The sequence below is a fragment of the Pedobacter sp. NEAU-ZC8 genome, assembly GCF_059278965.1.
The window spans coordinates 129,224-144,866 of sequence record NZ_JCAJXC010000005.1; the positions used below are offsets into that span (position 1 = coordinate 129,224).

14 protein-coding genes are annotated in these 15,643 nt (G+C 45.1%); 7 read left to right on the forward strand and 7 right to left on the reverse strand.

Annotated elements, in window-relative coordinates:
- Nucleotides 1-36: 36 nt before the first annotated feature.
- From AC5WJX_RS06000 to AC5WJX_RS06010, 3 genes are read right to left on the reverse strand one after another with little or no spacing between them, the layout of a single operon-like run.
- The gene (locus AC5WJX_RS06000) at nt 37-603 is read right to left on the reverse strand and encodes an L-threonylcarbamoyladenylate synthase (protein WP_494483770.1); all 567 of its coding nucleotides are present in this window, start codon (nt 601-603) and stop codon (nt 37-39) included.
- Between the two features lie 27 nt (nt 604-630).
- Complete coding sequence (locus tag AC5WJX_RS06005) at nt 631-1,749, reverse strand: glycosyltransferase family 4 protein (protein ID WP_494483771.1); 1,119 nt, start codon at nt 1,747-1,749, stop codon at nt 631-633.
- On the reverse strand, nt 1,749-2,567 hold the full coding sequence (locus AC5WJX_RS06010) for a 2,3,4,5-tetrahydropyridine-2,6-dicarboxylate N-succinyltransferase (RefSeq protein ID WP_494483772.1): 819 nt from the start codon (nt 2,565-2,567) through the stop codon (nt 1,749-1,751). The genes AC5WJX_RS06005 and AC5WJX_RS06010 overlap by 1 nt, the downstream gene beginning before the upstream one ends.
- A 75-nt stretch (nt 2,568-2,642) precedes the next feature.
- On the opposite strand from AC5WJX_RS06010, the gene AC5WJX_RS06015 reads away from it, so the two are divergent.
- Nucleotides 2,643-3,056, forward strand: a complete 414-nt coding sequence (locus tag AC5WJX_RS06015; RefSeq protein WP_494483773.1) for an RNA-binding S4 domain-containing protein — start codon at nt 2,643-2,645, stop codon at nt 3,054-3,056.
- A gap of 62 nt (nt 3,057-3,118) precedes the next feature.
- Here AC5WJX_RS06015 and AC5WJX_RS06020 read toward each other — a convergent pair whose 3' ends face one another.
- Nucleotides 3,119-3,721 (reverse strand): OmpH/Skp family outer membrane protein, encoded by a 603-nt coding sequence (locus tag AC5WJX_RS06020; RefSeq protein ID WP_440427593.1) that lies wholly within the window; start codon nt 3,719-3,721, stop codon nt 3,119-3,121.
- A 240-nt stretch (nt 3,722-3,961) separates the two neighbouring features.
- Between AC5WJX_RS06020 and gyrB the strand changes: the two genes are divergently transcribed.
- The gene (gene gyrB / locus AC5WJX_RS06025) at nt 3,962-5,920 is read left to right on the forward strand and encodes a DNA topoisomerase (ATP-hydrolyzing) subunit B (RefSeq protein WP_440427591.1); all 1,959 of its coding nucleotides are present in this window, start codon (nt 3,962-3,964) and stop codon (nt 5,918-5,920) included.
- Between the two features lie 229 nt (nt 5,921-6,149).
- Here the strand turns inward: gyrB and AC5WJX_RS06030 are convergent, their stop codons facing one another.
- Nucleotides 6,150-6,734, reverse strand: coding sequence for a pentapeptide repeat-containing protein (locus AC5WJX_RS06030; RefSeq protein ID WP_494483774.1), 585 nt, complete (start codon nt 6,732-6,734; stop codon nt 6,150-6,152).
- Nucleotides 6,735-6,908: 174 nt separating this feature from the next.
- On the opposite strand from AC5WJX_RS06030, the gene ygiD reads away from it, so the two are divergent.
- The 3 genes from ygiD to AC5WJX_RS06045 all read left to right on the forward strand — a co-directional run bounded on the left by ygiD (nt 6,909) and on the right by AC5WJX_RS06045 (nt 9,011).
- Complete coding sequence (gene ygiD / locus AC5WJX_RS06035) at nt 6,909-7,742, forward strand: 4,5-DOPA-extradiol-dioxygenase (RefSeq protein WP_494483775.1); 834 nt, start codon at nt 6,909-6,911, stop codon at nt 7,740-7,742.
- A 64-nt stretch (nt 7,743-7,806) separates the two neighbouring features.
- Entirely contained in the window at nt 7,807-8,709 is a 903-nt protein-coding gene (locus tag AC5WJX_RS06040) for a ChbG/HpnK family deacetylase (RefSeq protein ID WP_494483776.1), read from the forward strand.
- Between the two features lie 14 nt (nt 8,710-8,723).
- Nucleotides 8,724-9,011, forward strand: coding sequence for a hypothetical protein (locus tag AC5WJX_RS06045; protein WP_494483777.1), 288 nt, complete (start codon nt 8,724-8,726; stop codon nt 9,009-9,011).
- Here the strand turns inward: AC5WJX_RS06045 and AC5WJX_RS06050 are convergent.
- Both AC5WJX_RS06050 and AC5WJX_RS06055 read right to left on the reverse strand, forming a co-directional pair.
- A complete protein-coding gene (locus AC5WJX_RS06050) occupies nt 9,000-9,437 on the reverse strand; it encodes an aspartyl protease family protein (RefSeq protein ID WP_494483778.1) in 438 nt (145 codons plus the stop codon). The two genes, AC5WJX_RS06045 and AC5WJX_RS06050, sit on opposite strands and share 12 nt — an antisense overlap.
- Before the next feature lie 4 nt (nt 9,438-9,441).
- Nucleotides 9,442-10,380 carry a malate dehydrogenase gene (locus AC5WJX_RS06055; protein ID WP_494483779.1) on the reverse strand — a complete coding sequence of 313 codons (939 nt, stop codon included), beginning with the start codon at nt 10,378-10,380 and terminating at the stop codon, nt 9,442-9,444.
- A 219-nt stretch (nt 10,381-10,599) separates the two neighbouring features.
- Here AC5WJX_RS06055 and AC5WJX_RS06060 point away from each other — a divergent pair, with 219 nt between their 5' ends.
- Both AC5WJX_RS06060 and dnaE read left to right on the forward strand, forming a co-directional pair.
- Nucleotides 10,600-11,082, forward strand: coding sequence for a lipocalin family protein (locus tag AC5WJX_RS06060; protein ID WP_440431899.1), 483 nt, complete (start codon nt 10,600-10,602; stop codon nt 11,080-11,082).
- A gap of 103 nt (nt 11,083-11,185) precedes the next feature.
- Nucleotides 11,186-15,616: a DNA polymerase III subunit alpha gene (gene dnaE, locus AC5WJX_RS06065; RefSeq protein WP_494483780.1), complete on the forward strand. Its 4,431-nt coding sequence runs from the start codon at nt 11,186-11,188 to the stop codon at nt 15,614-15,616.
- The last annotated feature ends 27 nt before the right edge of the window (nt 15,617-15,643 follow it).

The following is a 15,643-nucleotide window of genomic DNA, read 5'->3' on the forward strand; positions in this document are numbered from 1 at the left end:
AGGGTCATCTGCTGAGTTTTGCAAAAGTAGCAAAACTTACTTTCTAATAAAGGAAAATTGGCCGCCAGCCCCGATTTTAATGATGGTAGAAGGCTTCTTCTCTGCGCGGTCATCTTGTTGGTGTTCCACAATGTAATCTACCTTAGACTTGATCTCTTCGCTGATCATGTCAAAGTTTTTAGGGCTAGGTTCACCGGATATATTCGCTGAAGTAGAGACGATCGGCTTGCGGAATCTTTGTAGCAGTTGCTGCACAAAATCATGACGCACGACGCGAATACCTACACTGCCATCCTGATTGATCACGTTTTTAGCCAGGTTGCGGGCATTGTCGAAGATCACTGTCATCGGGTTCTCCGCATATTCAATCAGGTCGTACGCTACCTCTGGCACTTCAGAAACATAGCTCTGGATCTTGGAGTCGGTATCCAGCAGAATGATGAAGCTCTTATCCGCTGCGCGGCCTTTAATCTGGTTAATCTTCTCTACTGCGGCCTCGTTGGTGGCATCGCAGCCAAGACCCCAGATCGTATCCGTAGGATAAAGGATCACACCACCTTCCTTCAACACGGCAAGACACTTGTCAATATCAGTTTTAAACATCTGGCAAAATTACGAATAGAAATGCAATTATCTTTTTGAAGCAATAGCCTCATAGTAGGCCATAACCGCTGAAGCAATAACCTTATTGTCAAATTTCTGCACAAACTTCAGGCCTCTATCAATCATTTGCCCGCCTAACTCAGGTGTATGTAGCAGATTGTTCAGCGCAGCAGCAAGGCCTTCAACATCCCGAGGATTTACATAGATGCTATCCGGTCCTCCAGCCTCTTCCAGGCAGGAGCCTGTAGCGGCAATAACCGGTACACCGGAATATAATGCTTCAATAATCGGGATACCGAAACCTTCATACAGGGAAGGGTATACAAATACCTTCGCCTGTTGGTAAATCCCCGGCAGATCCAGAAAGGAAACATCCTTTAAAAATATTACACGGTCCTGCAAACCTAAACGGTCAATCGCTGCACGAATCTTCTTTGCATAGGCCTGTTCTTTACCAATAAGGATCAGTTTGCAATCAACCGGTAGCAAAGGCATTGCTTGAACCAGCAACAGCTGATTTTTACGTTCTTCAATGGTGCCCACATTCAGGATATACTGATCTGGTAGTGCATATTTTTCTTTGATCACAGCCAGCCTTGAAGGTTCAAAAGCCTGTTTAAAGCTGTCATCGCAGCTCTGATAGATGACGCTAACCTTCTCAGCAGGAACCTTGAAGAGCGCAATCAGATCCTGACGCGTGCGCTCACTGATCGCGATAACGCCATCTGCATGTTTGCAGGCGTACTGCCCTTTGAAGCGGTAGATCTGCCTGTCAATAAATGGAAAATACTGTGGAAACCTGATGTAGATCAGGTCGTGAATGGTGACGATGGACTTAATTCCGGATGAAGCAATCCCAAATGGGAGCTCCTGGCTCAGTCCGTGGTAGAGCTGTATGTCGTCTGCTTTCAGTTGCTTGAGGATGCCGAAGCTTCTCCAGAGCAGATCTTTCCAGGCAAGTTGCAGCTTGATCGCCTCTGTTTTAAAGAATGCCTGTATCTGGGGGTGGTCCTTTACTTTGGAGGTATAGACCAAATATTCGTTATTCGGAAAATAATTTGCCAGTTGTAATATCAACGAGCGGCTATAATTACCTAAGCCGGTTAAATTATTGGCCGCCCGTTTACCGTCAAATCCGATTTTCATTAAACCGCTACGTTATTTTCTCTTAACGCATCATTCAATGATGTCTTTTTATCAGTTGATTCTTTTCTCTTACCGATGATCAAGGCACATGGTACCTGATATTCACCTGCAGGGAACTTCTTAGCATAAGTACCTGGAATAACCACAGATCTTGCCGGTACAATACCTTTGTATTCTACGGGTTCAGGACCAGTTACGTCGATGATTTTGGTTGATGCCGTAAGTACCACATTCGCACCCAATACCGCTTCTGATTCTACACGAACACCTTCAACCACGATGGCTCTTGAACCGATAAATACGTTATCTTCAATGATCACTGGTGCAGCCTGAATAGGCTCTAAAACACCACCAATACCAACACCACCGCTTAAGTGTACGTTTTTACCGATCTGTGCGCATGAACCAACCGTAGCCCAGGTATCAACCATGGTACCTTCGTCTACATAAGCACCAATATTCACGTACGAAGGCATCATGATCACGCCTTTCGCCAAATAAGCACCGAATCTTGCAATACCATGAGGTACCACGCGAACACCAAGCTCTTTGTAGTTGGTTTTCAGCTTCATTTTATCATGAAACACGAAAGGACCAACTTCAATTTCACGCATCTTTCTGATCGGAAAGTATAGGATTACCGCTTTTTTAACCCACTCGTTGATGCCCCAAGAGTTCATAACTGGTTCAGCAACGCGCAATTCGCCTCTGTCTAACTGCATAATCACCGTTTCAACGGCCTCTGCATACTCGCTATATTCTAGTAAAGATCTGTCCTCCCATGCGGCCTCAATTAACTTTCTTAAATCTGCTATCATGTTTTTATCTAATTTTTGACAAAATAAATCAATTTTATGTATTGCTGGCTGTTTGTTATGTAATTTTGCTGTTTTATGGCTGAACAGGAAAAACTGAGAATAGATAAATATTTGTGGGCGATAAGGCTCTTCAAAACCCGCACCAACGCAACGGAAGCTTGCCGGGCGGGCCGCGTAAAACAGAATGGTCAGAACGTTAAACCCTCGGCCATCGTTAAGCCGGGTGATGTTTACCAGGTATCTAAGGGTATAGAGAAGAAGGTTATTGAAGTACTCGAACTGCTACACCAGCGTTCGGAGTATAAGATTGCTGTTACCAAGTACAAAGACATCACGCCTTTGGAGGATACCGTTGCATATAAATCTGTTTTCCACTCACCAGTGATGAAGCGTGATCGTGGAACAGGCAGGCCTACCAAGCGCGACCGAAGGGAGATCGATGAACATACCGACAATTTCTTTGAGAAAGAGGGCGATCTGAACGACTAAACTAATCACATAAAAAATGCCCTATCACTAGGGCATTTTTTAAATATTATATAAGCTTCTAACTATTTCTTGGTTGATTTATAGTCTTCATTTAAACCTTTGATCACTTCGGTGGTGATATCTAAAGATTCGTCAGCAAATAAGATTGCGCTGTTGCCTTTAGAGTAAGTCAACACCATTTTGTAACCTTTGGTTTTTGCATAACCTTTAAGGTAGTCAGCAACTTTGTCGTAAAGTTTTTCTTGTTCTGTAGCTTGCTCATTCTGCAAAGCAGCACCAGCATTTTGCTGATAAGCCTGCAACTCTTGCTGTTTACGTGCAAGTCTTTGTTCTGTAGCAGCGCGCTGATCAGCAGCCATGGTGTTTTGCTGTTGCTGATATTGTGCTACCTCACGCTGAAAAGCTTGTGTTTTTGAACCCATATCCTGCTCAGCGCTTTTTGCTTTCCCGTCAAGTTTGGTTTTTAAGTCTTTGAAGTAATCGTATTTGGTCAATAATGAATCTGAGTTCACATATACAATCTGATCTTTAGTGCTTACGGTACCGGCATCAGCAGATTTGGTTGGGGTAGTGGTAGCGGTTTCTTTGTTCTGACAAGCAGCCATAACTGAAACCAGTGCAACTGCAGCTGCTATTTTACCGAATTGTAACGTCTTAATGTTCATCTATTTTGAATTGTTGATTTGAAATTTCTTGGATTTATTCTGCAATGGAAGCTCAAAATGCCTCGTCGCCCGTTAAACAGAACTGATAATTTTAGCAAATATAAAATTTCAAATTTAGTATCCTAAGAAAGATGCTTTTTTAACGCTTTTTTAGTCCCCATTAAGTCAAATAGTTGCTCAAATATTCGGCTATTTGGGCTAAAATCGCTATTTTTGAAGCTTATTGTATTACTAAAAAATATGAGCGAAGAAAAAGATCCAAAGTCAAATTATTCGGCAGATAATATACAGGTATTAGAAGGATTGGAAGCGGTGCGTAAGCGCCCTTCGATGTATATAGGGGATACCGGTGTTAAAGGTCTACACCACCTGGTGTATGAAGTTGTCGATAACTCCATTGACGAAGCTTTAGCTGGTCATGCCGACACCATTACTGTTACTATTCTTAAAGATAATTCTATCCGCGTATCCGATAATGGTCGTGGTATTCCTACCGGAATGATGCAGAAGGAAAAGAAATCTGCATTAGAAGTTGTAATGACCGTGCTTCACGCCGGTGGTAAATTCGATAAAGATACTTACAAAGTATCCGGTGGTTTACACGGTGTGGGGGTAAGTTGTGTGAACGCTTTGTCTACACACCTTAAAGCTGAAGTACATCGTGAAGGAAAAGTTTGGGTTCAGGAATATGCAAAGGGAAAGCCGCAGTACGACGTTAAAGTCGTAGGCGAAACAGAAAAGCGTGGTACGGTAATCACTTTCTCTCCAGATCCGGAGATCTTCTCACAATCTACAGAATATCGTTATGACACGCTTGCTTCACGTTTAAGAGAATTGTCTTTCTTAAATAAAGGCATCAGCTTAACGCTGACCGACGAGCGTGAAGAAGACGAAGAAGGAAACTTTTTATCAGAGCTTTTCCTTTCTTCAGGTGGTCTAAAAGAGTTCGTTCAGTTCCTTGATGGTAACCGTCCGTCACTTATTGCGGAGCCGATTTACGTTGAAGGCATGAAAAACGGTATCCCCGTTGAGCTAGCACTTCAGTATAATGACAGCTACGCAGAGAACGTACACTCTTACGTAAACAATATTAATACTCACGAAGGTGGTACACACATCGCTGGTTTCAGAAGAGGTCTAACCCGTACGCTGAAAGCTTATGCAGATAAATCAGGGTTGGTTAAAAACCTGAAGATTGAAATTACCGGTGATGACTTTAGAGAAGGACTTACCGCTGTAGTATCTGTAAAAGTTGCCGAACCACAATTTGAAGGTCAGACCAAAACCAAATTGGGTAACTCTGAGGTTATGGGTGCGGTTGATATCGCCGTTGGTGAAGCTTTAAACAATTACCTGGAAGAAAATCCAAAGGAAGCCCGTTTAATTATCAATAAAGTTATCCTTGCTGCCACTGCCCGTGCTGCTGCTCGTAAAGCCCGGGAAATGGTACAGCGTAAGTCTGTAATGGGTGGATCTGGTTTGCCAGGTAAACTTGCGGATTGTTCTGACAGTGATCCGGTAAAATGTGAGCTGTACCTGGTGGAGGGTGACTCCGCAGGTGGAACTGCTAAACAAGGACGTGATCGTAACTTCCAGGCCATTCTTCCACTAAAAGGAAAGATCCTGAACGTGGAGAAAGCCATGGAGCACAAGATCTACGAAAATGACGAGATCAAGAACATGTTTACCGCCCTTGGTGTGAGCATCGGTACGCCGGAAGATGATAAGGCACTAAACCTTACTAAACTTCGCTACCACAAGATCGTGATCATGACGGATGCTGATATCGACGGATCGCACATTACGACGCTGATCCTGACTTTCTTCTTCCGTTACATGAAGGCGCTTATTGAGGCTGGTTATGTTTACATCGCTGCGCCACCGTTGTACCTGGTTAAAAAAGGTAAAGAGCAGGAATATTGCTGGAATGATCAGCAACGTGATGCTGCTGTACAACGCTTAAAAGGTGCAGGTAAAGAGGAAAGTGTTCACATTCAACGTTACAAAGGTTTGGGTGAGATGAACGCTGAACAGCTTTGGGAAACGACTTTGAACCCGGCTACCCGTACCTTGATGCAGGCAACCATTGAAAACGCTGCTGATTGCGACCGTACCTTCTCCATGTTAATGGGTGATGAGGTGGCACCAAGAAGGGACTTCATTGAAAGAAATGCAAAATACGCGAAAATCGATGCTTAACGCTTAGATTCGCTTGATATAGAAGGCCCTGCAGGTGTAAAACTTGCAGGGCTTTTTTTGTGTAATTGGTTTTTAATGTGGTCGGCAGAGCTGACGGCCAGCGCTGAGGTTAACAAGGGGTTGACAAGGGGTTGACAGGGCCTTAACAAGGCCCCGACAAGGCTATCGACGGGTTAAGCCCCTGTTAATACCTTGTATAGTCCCCCTCAAGGTAGCGCCTGCTGTAACGTTATTCTATAATGATGTCGAACTTGGTCAGTAATGCTGAAAGAGTAGTAGCTGCAAACCTTGTTTTCTTCACCAGGTTTAACTGCGGGTCAATGCTGAAATTTCTATTGGTGCTGAAGTCCATTCCAGAAAGATTGGTACCGTCGAAGATGGCATCTACCAGGTCGCAATCGACCATGATAACTTTTGAAAGGTCAGCTTTACTGAAGTTTACGCCATGCAGCTTGCAGTTTTTAAAGCTGCTTTTGTTCATTTTCTTCTTGTCGAAACTTGCATAGTCCAGCAGGCAGTTTTCGAAGTGTAAGGAAAAACCGAAGTCCAGCATTTGGTAAAAGTTGATGCCGATCAGCTTGCAGTCACGGAAGGTTAAGTCCTGTGCTTTTGCTTTGCTCACCTGGGCATTGCTCAAGTTGCAGGAGGAGAAGAGACAATCAGTAAAGGCTACGCCAGAAAGGTCATTGAAGGTGCAGGAGCGGAATTCGGTGGATTCATAAGCACGATCAGTTCTTTCCAGACTGAAGTCAATTCGCTCGATCAGGTTTTCATACGTTTTGGCTGCTGGTGTATTGGTCTTTCTTGAAGTCATGGTTTTTTATTGGTGTATTCCTGCAATTGCTTTTTCGGCATCTTACCGATTTAAGTCTAACTAAAGCTGCGAAGTTAATAAATAAGCGCTCAACACCTGGCTTTCTTAACCTGGGTCAATGGAAAGCCTTCAAGGATAGGTTAAATTTGTACTACATACAAAAAAGGAGCAATCATGGACAGTCTAAGATCATTCAAAACCTTCACGAACCAATTACCTGAAAAGGAATATGTGATGCCGGTATTGTTTATTGGCCATGGCTCTCCAATGAACGGTATTCAGGATAACGACTTTTCACGTGGCTGGAAAGCTATGGCGGAAAAGATACCTGTACCGGCAGCGGTGTTAGTTGTCTCTGCGCATTGGTTATCCAGGGGTACGAAGATCACGGCGATGGATTTCCCGGAGACCATTCATGATTTTGGCGGATTTCCGCAGGCCTTGTTCGATGTACAATATCCGGCACCCGGAATGCCTGATCTTGCCAGGGAAACGGCTTCGCTGTTTCATTCTACGCAGGTGGAGCTTGATCATGACTGGGGATTGGACCATGGCACCTGGACTGTAGTTCGGCACATGTATCCCCAGGCAAATGTCCCAGTGTTGCAGTTGAGCATTGATTATACAAAAGGTCCGGCTTACCATTTTGAATTGGCGAAGGAGCTCAGTGCCTTGCGCAAAAAAGGGGTGCTGATCATCGGATCGGGTAATATGGTACATAACCTCCGGATGGTGGCCTGGGATAAAATGGACGAACCGGAATATGGTTACGACTGGGCGCTGAACATCAACGAGAAGTTTAAATCATTGATCATGGAGCAGCACTATGAGCCACTCTTTAACTACCAGAGTTTGGGAACTGATGCTTTGATGGCCGTTCCCACACCGGAGCACTATATGCCGCTGATGTATACGCTGGGATTGAGGACCGCCGCTGATGAACTATCCTTCTTTAATGATAAAGCCGTTGCTGGTTCTCTGACCATGACTTCCCTGAAAATTGGATAAGTTTTTTTGCTTGGTTATTCACTTTAGGGGATAATAACGGATATTAGGAATAACCAAATATCCTATGAAAAAGCATTTCCTCTTTTTGATGCTGCTAATCGGCAGTTTACATGCTGTTGCGCAAAGCGCATCTGGCAAACTCCCTAAAGTACTCCTACGGTTTGACGACATCGGTATGAACCATGCGGTGAATACGGCCATTGATGAAGTGGGTAAAACCGGTATTCCCTTTTCCGCTTCTGTGATGTTTGCTTGTCCCTGGTACCAGGAAGCGGTAGAAGTATTAAAGAAGTATCCGAATGTAGCGGTAGGGGTTCATTTAACCCTGACGGCGGAGTGGAAGAACTATCGCTGGGGCCCGGTATTAGGGCAATCAGCTGTGCCTAGCCTGGTGGATAGCCTGGGGTATTTCCTGCCTTCGACCACGGCCTTTCAGAAGAATAAATACAAGCTTGAAGAAGTAGAGCGGGAGCTGAGTGCACAGATTGAACGTGCGATTTCTTCCGGTTTGCAGATCTCCTATATTGATCCGCACATGGGGATTGCCTTGTCTACACCAGAACTGCGTAGCCTTACGGAAAAGCTGGCTAAGAAGTACAAGCTTGGGATATCGCCTTTAAGCGAGGTAACCTATTTCGGAGAAGCGTATAATGACATGTGGGGCGAACCCGTTGCGACAAAGAAACAAGCCTTTATGAAGGTGCTTGAGAATTTATCCGCTGCGGCGCCTGCAAATATGGTAATTCTGCATATTGCACAGGCGACACCCGAGATGGACGCCATGACAGATATGAACAGCAGCATGATGAGCAGCAATGCAAGTAGTCACCGGCAAACGGAATTAGATATGGTGCTTTCTAAGGATTTCCAGGAAATGGCGGGTAAGCAGTTCGAGCTGGTGACTTACCGGGATTTGATTAAGCAGCTTGGGTTACGTAATCAGAAGACCATACCTGCAGGAAAGTAGTAAATTTAGCCGTTATGAAAAACCTGGAAGAATTTAAAGCATGTTTAAGTAGTGATGAACTGCCGGAAAATCTTTCCCTGCATCTGCAGTCACTTTGGTATGATGGCAAAGGTGATTGGAAAGCGGCACATGATCTCATTGATCAGCTGGGCGACAAGCGTTCAGCGCATCTCCATGCTTACTTGCACAGGAAAGAAGGAGACATCTGGAATGCGGATTACTGGTATAGCAGAGCAGGGGAGAAAAGGCCAGCCATCACGTTGGACGAAGAGTGGGAACAGCTGGTGGAGTTATTTATATAACTTAAGCAGCAGCCGTTTATAATCAATCTTCGCTTTGTACCTGATCAGGATATCACCGCCAATAATCCCTGCAACGAGCGGATGACCTAAATGTTCATAGGCCTCATTTACGCTTTGCAAGTCTAGCCCTACAGCTTGATACTTCTTCAGTTTTAACTTTCCGATCTTCAGCTTGGGTATGGTGGCGACTGCGGTTGTGGAAGTGCTAAATAAGGTCGTTGCAACATTTTCATCCGCTGTGTTAACAGCTTCAATATCATCTGCTGCAATATTTTTCTCCAAAAGAGTTTTATCAAATACCGATCTTGAAGCACCGGTATCTAATACTGCCCAATGGCTTTCCCCAAAAACAACAATTTCCACCAGGAGGTGGAAACCGTCGTCTTGTAAGTTTATCAGTTTTAATGGGACACGAATTGTTCTCATTCAATTAGATTAATTTCATTTCTGTAAGCACATTGTTCATGCTGCGAACAGCATCTGCACTCCGGTCAAATTTTGCTTGTTCCTCAGGGGTCAGTTTGAAGTCTATGATAGACTCCCAGCCGTCTTTGCCCACAACAACCGGTACGCCCAGACAGATGTCTGCCTGGCCATATTCGCCCTCCAGGGCAACACAGCAGGTAAAGATCTTCTTTTCATCACGTACAATACTTTCTACCAGTGCAGCACCTGCGGCACCCGGCGCGTACCATGCTGATGTACCTAACAATCCGGTCAATGTTGCACCACCCACCATGGTATCTGCAGCAACTTTCTCCAGCGTAGCTTCATCAAGCAAGTTACTTACTGGCAGGCTCTGGTAGGTTGTATATCTGGTCAGTGGAATCATGGTGGTATCGCCATGGCCCCCGATTACGAAGCCTTGTAGATCGCTGGAATTGCAGTCTAGCGCTTTGCTGAGGTAGTATTTGAACCTCGCACTGTCCAGGATACCACCCATTCCGATAATTCTGTTCTTCGGTAAGTTTAAGGATCTTAATGCCAGGTAGGTCATGGTATCCATAGGATTACTAATGACTACAATGATGGCCTCTGGGGAGTATTTAAGTATATTTTCTGCTACACCTTTTACGATGCCAGCATTGATACCGATCAATTCTTCGCGTGTCATACCTGGTTTCCTGGGTAACCCCGAGGTGATTACTGCAACGGCAGATCCGGCGGTCTGGCTGTAGTCGTTGGTTACTCCGGTGATCTTTGTGTCAAAGCCTAAGAGTGCTGCGGTCTGCATCATGTCGATTGCTTTTCCTTCAGCAAAACCTTCTTTAATGTCCAACAACACAAGCTCTTGTGCCAGCTCCTTGCGGGCGATGTTATCCGCGCATGTTGCGCCGACAGCTCCTGCACCTACTACAGTTATTTTCATATTTTCCAATTTAAGTTAGCGGTTTTAATGTCCTTCAACCCTCCGGTAAGGGACCTGTTTGCCTGCTCCATAGGGCAAAAAGCGTACCTCGCGACCCTTTCGAAGGTATCAATTTTGGGTGCTTTAAAAAATCGTTTTTAAAACTTTATTTCTAATAAGTGGTTATTTATCTAGATTTAACATTCCGGCACCGGGGGCTTAATAATAGAGAATACAGTTATGGAAAATACACCTGTAGAAAGGGTAGATATATTGTCATTTGCAGGGAAATGGTATACATTATATTCCATATCTACTTTCATGGATAAGCATTGGCGACAGACTACGGAGACCTATGTAATCCATCCGGACGGTTACTACGCAGTGTTTACGAACTTCAAAGTTGCGGGGGAGCAAACCGCAAAATATATCCGATCGAAACTCTATGTTGTTAAAGGCACCAATAACGCAGAGTTCAAATTGCAGTTTATCTGGCCTTTTAAGGTAGATTACTGGGTTATTGAATTGGCCGAAGATTATTCTTACGCGGTTATCGGTCATCCGGAATGCAAGTTCCTGTTCATCATGTCCAGAAAGCCTTACCTGGATCAGGAATTGCTGGATGAGATCATCTATCGTTGCAAGCAAAAAGGTTACGAGACCCACAAACTTATCTCTCAGGAACATCCTATTCCGAAGCTGTCTAAAGAACAAATTAACTAATAGGGCTAAACTGTAAGGCAAAAGTCTAAATTGAAATATTCGGTATTTTAAGCAGGTATTTGAGTAATTTTGGATCTCCAATTCAGAATACGCTTAAACTCCTATGTATCTTATCTTCGACACAGAAACCACCGGTTTACCACGTAACTACAATGCACCAATCACGGACACGGAAAACTGGCCGCGATGCATTCAAGTGGCCTGGCAGCTGCATGATGATCTGGGTAAGTTGCTGGAACATAAGAGTTATCTAGTAAAGCCAAATGGCTTTAACATCCCCTACGATGCGGAAAAGATTCACGGAATATGTACGGAGCTTGCACAGGAAGAAGGTGAAGAACTGGAAGCAGTGTTGGCCGAATTCAACATCGCGCTTTCGAAATCCAGGTTTGCTGTAGGCCAGAATATCGGCTTCGACGTCAATGTAATGGCCTGTGAATTTCACCGCTTGGGCATAGAAACGAGGCTGACCGACATGCCGGTACTGGATACCTGTACCGAGGTGACCGCGAATCTGCTGCAACTGCCTGGTGGTCGTGGTGGTAAATTCAAGCTGCCCACCTTAACAGAGCTCCACAGCTACCTTTTTGGCGTACCTTTCGCTGAAGCCCATAACGCTACCGCAGACGTAGAGGCAACATCCCGCTGTTTCCTGCAGTTGCTGAAGTCCGATGCTTTCCGTCCGGAAGAACTTGGTCTTGATCAGGAATACCTCCGCAACTTCAAACAGGCTAATCCGGGTGTTATTGAAACCGTAGGTTTAACACACATTAACCTGAAGGCTGCTTCTGAAGAGATCAAACGTCGCTTACAGAAACCAGCGGAAGTGATTTCCCGCGCTACTTTAAACGACAACAAACGAGAACTCAGCAATGCGAATTTTATTCATTTGCATAACCACACGCAGTTCTCCGTATTACAATCTACCATAAACATTCCCGGGCTTATCAAAGCTGCGGCAAAGTATAAAATGCCTGCAGTCGCCATGACTGACCATGCCAATATGATGGGCGCATTTCACTTTGTGAGCCAGGTGGCCAACCATAATAAAGCTGCGGAGGCAAAGAATAAGGCTGCCCTTGAAGCGGGTGAAACGCCTACTGAGGTTCTGCTGAAGCCTATCATTGGCTGTGAGTTCTTCGTTTGCGATAATCACCTGGATAAATCTAAAAAAGACAACGGCTACCAGATGGTGCTGCTTGCGAAGAACAAGAATGGCTACCATAACCTGGCTAAACTATCTTCCATAGCCTATACCAAAGGCTTCTACTATGTGCCAAGGGTAGACCGCGAGCTGATTTCCCAGTATAAAGAAGACCTGATTGTGCTGTCTGGTAACTTATATGGGGAGATTGCCAGTAAGATCCTGAACCTTGGTGAGCATCAGGCTGAAGCCGCACTTGAATGGTGGAAAGGCGAGTTTGGTGATGATTTCTATATCGAGATCATGCGCCATAACCAGGAGGATGAAGATATTGCGAACAGAACACTGATCCAGCTGGCGCGTAAACACGGCCTGAAGCTGGTGGCTACCAATAATACTTATTACATCGATAAAAAGGACGCCAATGCGCATGATATCTTGTTGTGCGTTAAAGATGGCGAAAAGCAGGCCACACCAATAGGTCGCGGCCGTGGCTATCGTTATGGCTTGCCAAACCAAGAGTACTACTTCAAATCGCCTGAAGAGATGAAGCAGCTCTTCAATGATCTGCCGGAGGCCATTTACCATACACAGGAGATTGCAGATAAAGTTGAGTCCTTTAAACTTGCCAGGGAAGTATTACTTCCCAAGTTCGATATTCCTGAGGAGTTTATTGTAGCTGAAGATGACGTTGACGGCGGCAAACGTGGGGAGAACAAATACCTCAGACATCTTACCTACGAAGGGGCAAAGCGCCGTTATGGGGTCATTACGCCAGAGATAGACGAGCGCCTGGACTTCGAATTAAAAACTATTGAGAAGACGGGATACCCTGGTTACTTCCTGATTGTACAGGATTTCATTGCACAGGCTAGAAAGCTGGACGTATCCGTAGGACCGGGCCGGGGATCTGCGGCGGGTTCCGTTGTCGCATACTGTTTATGGATCACCAACATCGATCCGATCAAGTACGACCTGCTATTTGAGCGTTTCCTGAACCCGGACAGGGTTTCCATGCCCGATATCGATATCGACTTTGATGACGAGGGCAGGAGCCGTGTCATGGATTATGTAATCAATAAGTACGGTGCAAACCAGGTGGCGCAGATCATCACCTATGGTACAATGGCTGCGAAATCATCCATAAGGGATACTGCAAGGGTGCTTGACCTACCGTTATTTGAGGCGGACAAGATCGCCAAGCTGATCCCGAACATGAAACTCGCCAAGATATTCTCACTTGATGAGGCAGCTTTAAAAGGCGGACTTCGTGCCGATGAATATGAACGCGTACTGGAACTGAAGGCCGCCGCTTCTGCTGGAAACCTCAGCGGGGAGACCATTCAGCAGGCGAAGATCCTCGAGGGATCCTTAAGAAATACTGGTATTCACGCCTGTGGTGTAATCATTACGCCAGATGATATTACAAACTTTGTTCCTGTAGCAACTGCTAAGGACTCCAATTTATATGTTACCCAGTTTGACAACTCGGTGGTGGAAAGCGCCGGATTGCTCAAAATGGACTTCCTGGGGTTGAAAACCCTGACCTTGATCAAGGATACCGTGAAACTGGTGCGTTTGCGTACCGGTATTCAGCTGGACCCGGATCAGTTCCCGATTGATGACGTAAAAACCTACGAGCTTTTCCAAAGGGGTGAAACCATAGGTATCTTCCAGTACGAATCCAGCGGTATGCAGAAGTACATGAAGGAACTTAAGCCTACCGTCTTCGGGGACTTAATTGCCATGAACGCTTTGTACCGGCCGGGACCACTGGAGTACATTCCAAGTTTCGTACGACGTAAGAACGGCGAAGAAGAAATTAAATATGACCTTGATGCCTGTGAGGAGTACCTGAAAGAAACTTATGGTATCACCGTGTACCAGGAGCAGGTGATGTTGCTCTCGCAAAAGCTGGCTGACTTCACCAAAGGTGAGGCCGACGTTCTGCGTAAGGCGATGGGTAAGAAACAAAAGGATGTACTCGATAAGATGAAGCCGAAGTTCGTGTCTCAAGCAGCAGCTAAGGGACATTCACCGGCCACCCTGGAGAAGATCTGGAAAGACTGGGAAGCCTTTGCTTCTTACGCCTTCAACAAGTCGCACTCTACTTGTTACGCCTGGATTGCTTACCAGACGGCATACCTGAAGGCACACTATCCAGCGGAGTATATGGCTGCGGTACTATCCAACAACATGAACGACATCAAACAGGTGGCCTTCTTTATGGAAGAATGTCGCCAGATGGGTGTTCAGGTACTTGGACCCGATGTAAATGAGTCGGACATTAAGTTCTCCGTAAACGACAGGGGACAGGTACGTTTTGGTTTGTCTGCCGTGAAGGGCGTGGGTGAAAAGGCCGTGGAAAGTATTATCGAGGAGCGTAAGTTAAATGGACCGTTTAAAAGTGTTCATGACTTCGCCAAACGTGCAAATACCCGTACCGTGAATAAGAAAGCTTACGAAAGCTTTGTATATAGCGGGGCTTTTGATGGCTTCGGTTATCACCGGGCACAATACTTCTTTATCGGTATCAATGATAAGATGAATGGTATTGAAAAGCTGATCAAGTATGCGAACGACTTCCAGAACAATGAATCATCAGCACAATCCTCTTTATTCGGTGGTACCGTTGCAGATCTCATCCTGGAACCAAGTTTGCCTGTAGCACCAGAGTGGACCCTGATCGACAAGCTCAAATACGAGAAAGATGCAATCGGAATATTCCTGTCTGGTCACCCATTAGACAACTATCGTTTCGAGTTGAACAACTTCTGTTTACATAATGTTAAACACCTGTCTATAATCAATAAGATCCGCACAGGCGATACAAATGAAGAAACCCTTGCGGAGTTCGAAGCTTTAAAGAACAAGGAGTTGGTTGTTGGAGGACTGGTTGTTGCTGCTGCACAACGCATGACCAAAACCGGTAAACCTTTCGGAACCTTCATGTTTGAAGATTATGATGAAAGCTGTGAGCTGGCGTTATTTGGTGATGATTTTATTAAGTTCAAGCAGTTCCTGACGGAAGGTTATTTTCTCCAAATCCGCGGAAGGGTAGGCGAGCGTTTCCGCAAAGAAGGCGATTGGGAGTTCAAGGTAACCTCTATGGCACTTCTGTCTGAACTACGTGACAAGCTGGCAAAATGCATTACCATCCAGATCCCCATAGAAGGTATAAACGACGACTTTATGGCCGAAATCAACGGGATCATAGAAGAGAATAAGTCGAGTACCGAACAGCAAAACTGCCAATTACATTTCGCTGTATACGATAGGGAACAGAATGTTGTTCTGGATTTGCCTTCCAAGTCATTAAGGATAAATCCGAATAATGAATTCCTGGAGAAGGTTACTGCATTGAACGTTGTTACGTACAAGTTGAACTAATGTCATAAAGCCTGCAAAGCATACCGT

What these genes read in the sequence shown, in the direction of transcription:
- AC5WJX_RS06040 (WP_494483776.1), top strand. Translation starts at nt 7,807, where the DNA reads ATGAAAAAGCATTTCCTCTTTTTGATGCTGCTAATCGGCAGTTTACAT.
- AC5WJX_RS06060 (WP_440431899.1), top strand. Translation starts at nt 10,600, where the DNA reads ATGGAAAATACACCTGTAGAAAGGGTAGATATATTGTCATTTGCAGGG.
- AC5WJX_RS06045 (WP_494483777.1), top strand. Translation starts at nt 8,724, where the DNA reads ATGAAAAACCTGGAAGAATTTAAAGCATGTTTAAGTAGTGATGAACTG.
- ygiD (WP_494483775.1), top strand. Translation starts at nt 6,909, where the DNA reads ATGGACAGTCTAAGATCATTCAAAACCTTCACGAACCAATTACCTGAA.
- AC5WJX_RS06005 (WP_494483771.1), bottom strand. Translation starts at nt 1,749, where the DNA reads ATGAAAATCGGATTTGACGGTAAACGGGCGGCCAATAATTTAACCGGC.
- AC5WJX_RS06055 (WP_494483779.1), bottom strand. Translation starts at nt 10,380, where the DNA reads ATGAAAATAACTGTAGTAGGTGCAGGAGCTGTCGGCGCAACATGCGCG.
- AC5WJX_RS06015 (WP_494483773.1), top strand. Translation starts at nt 2,643, where the DNA reads ATGGCTGAACAGGAAAAACTGAGAATAGATAAATATTTGTGGGCGATA.
- AC5WJX_RS06000 (WP_494483770.1), bottom strand. Translation starts at nt 603, where the DNA reads ATGTTTAAAACTGATATTGACAAGTGTCTTGCCGTGTTGAAGGAAGGT.
- AC5WJX_RS06020 (WP_440427593.1), bottom strand. Translation starts at nt 3,721, where the DNA reads ATGAACATTAAGACGTTACAATTCGGTAAAATAGCAGCTGCAGTTGCA.
- AC5WJX_RS06010 (WP_494483772.1), bottom strand. Translation starts at nt 2,567, where the DNA reads ATGATAGCAGATTTAAGAAAGTTAATTGAGGCCGCATGGGAGGACAGA.
- AC5WJX_RS06030 (WP_494483774.1), bottom strand. Translation starts at nt 6,734, where the DNA reads ATGACTTCAAGAAAGACCAATACACCAGCAGCCAAAACGTATGAAAAC.
- gyrB (WP_440427591.1), top strand. Translation starts at nt 3,962, where the DNA reads ATGAGCGAAGAAAAAGATCCAAAGTCAAATTATTCGGCAGATAATATA.
- AC5WJX_RS06050 (WP_494483778.1), bottom strand. Translation starts at nt 9,437, where the DNA reads ATGAGAACAATTCGTGTCCCATTAAAACTGATAAACTTACAAGACGAC.
- dnaE (WP_494483780.1), top strand. Translation starts at nt 11,186, where the DNA reads ATGTATCTTATCTTCGACACAGAAACCACCGGTTTACCACGTAACTAC.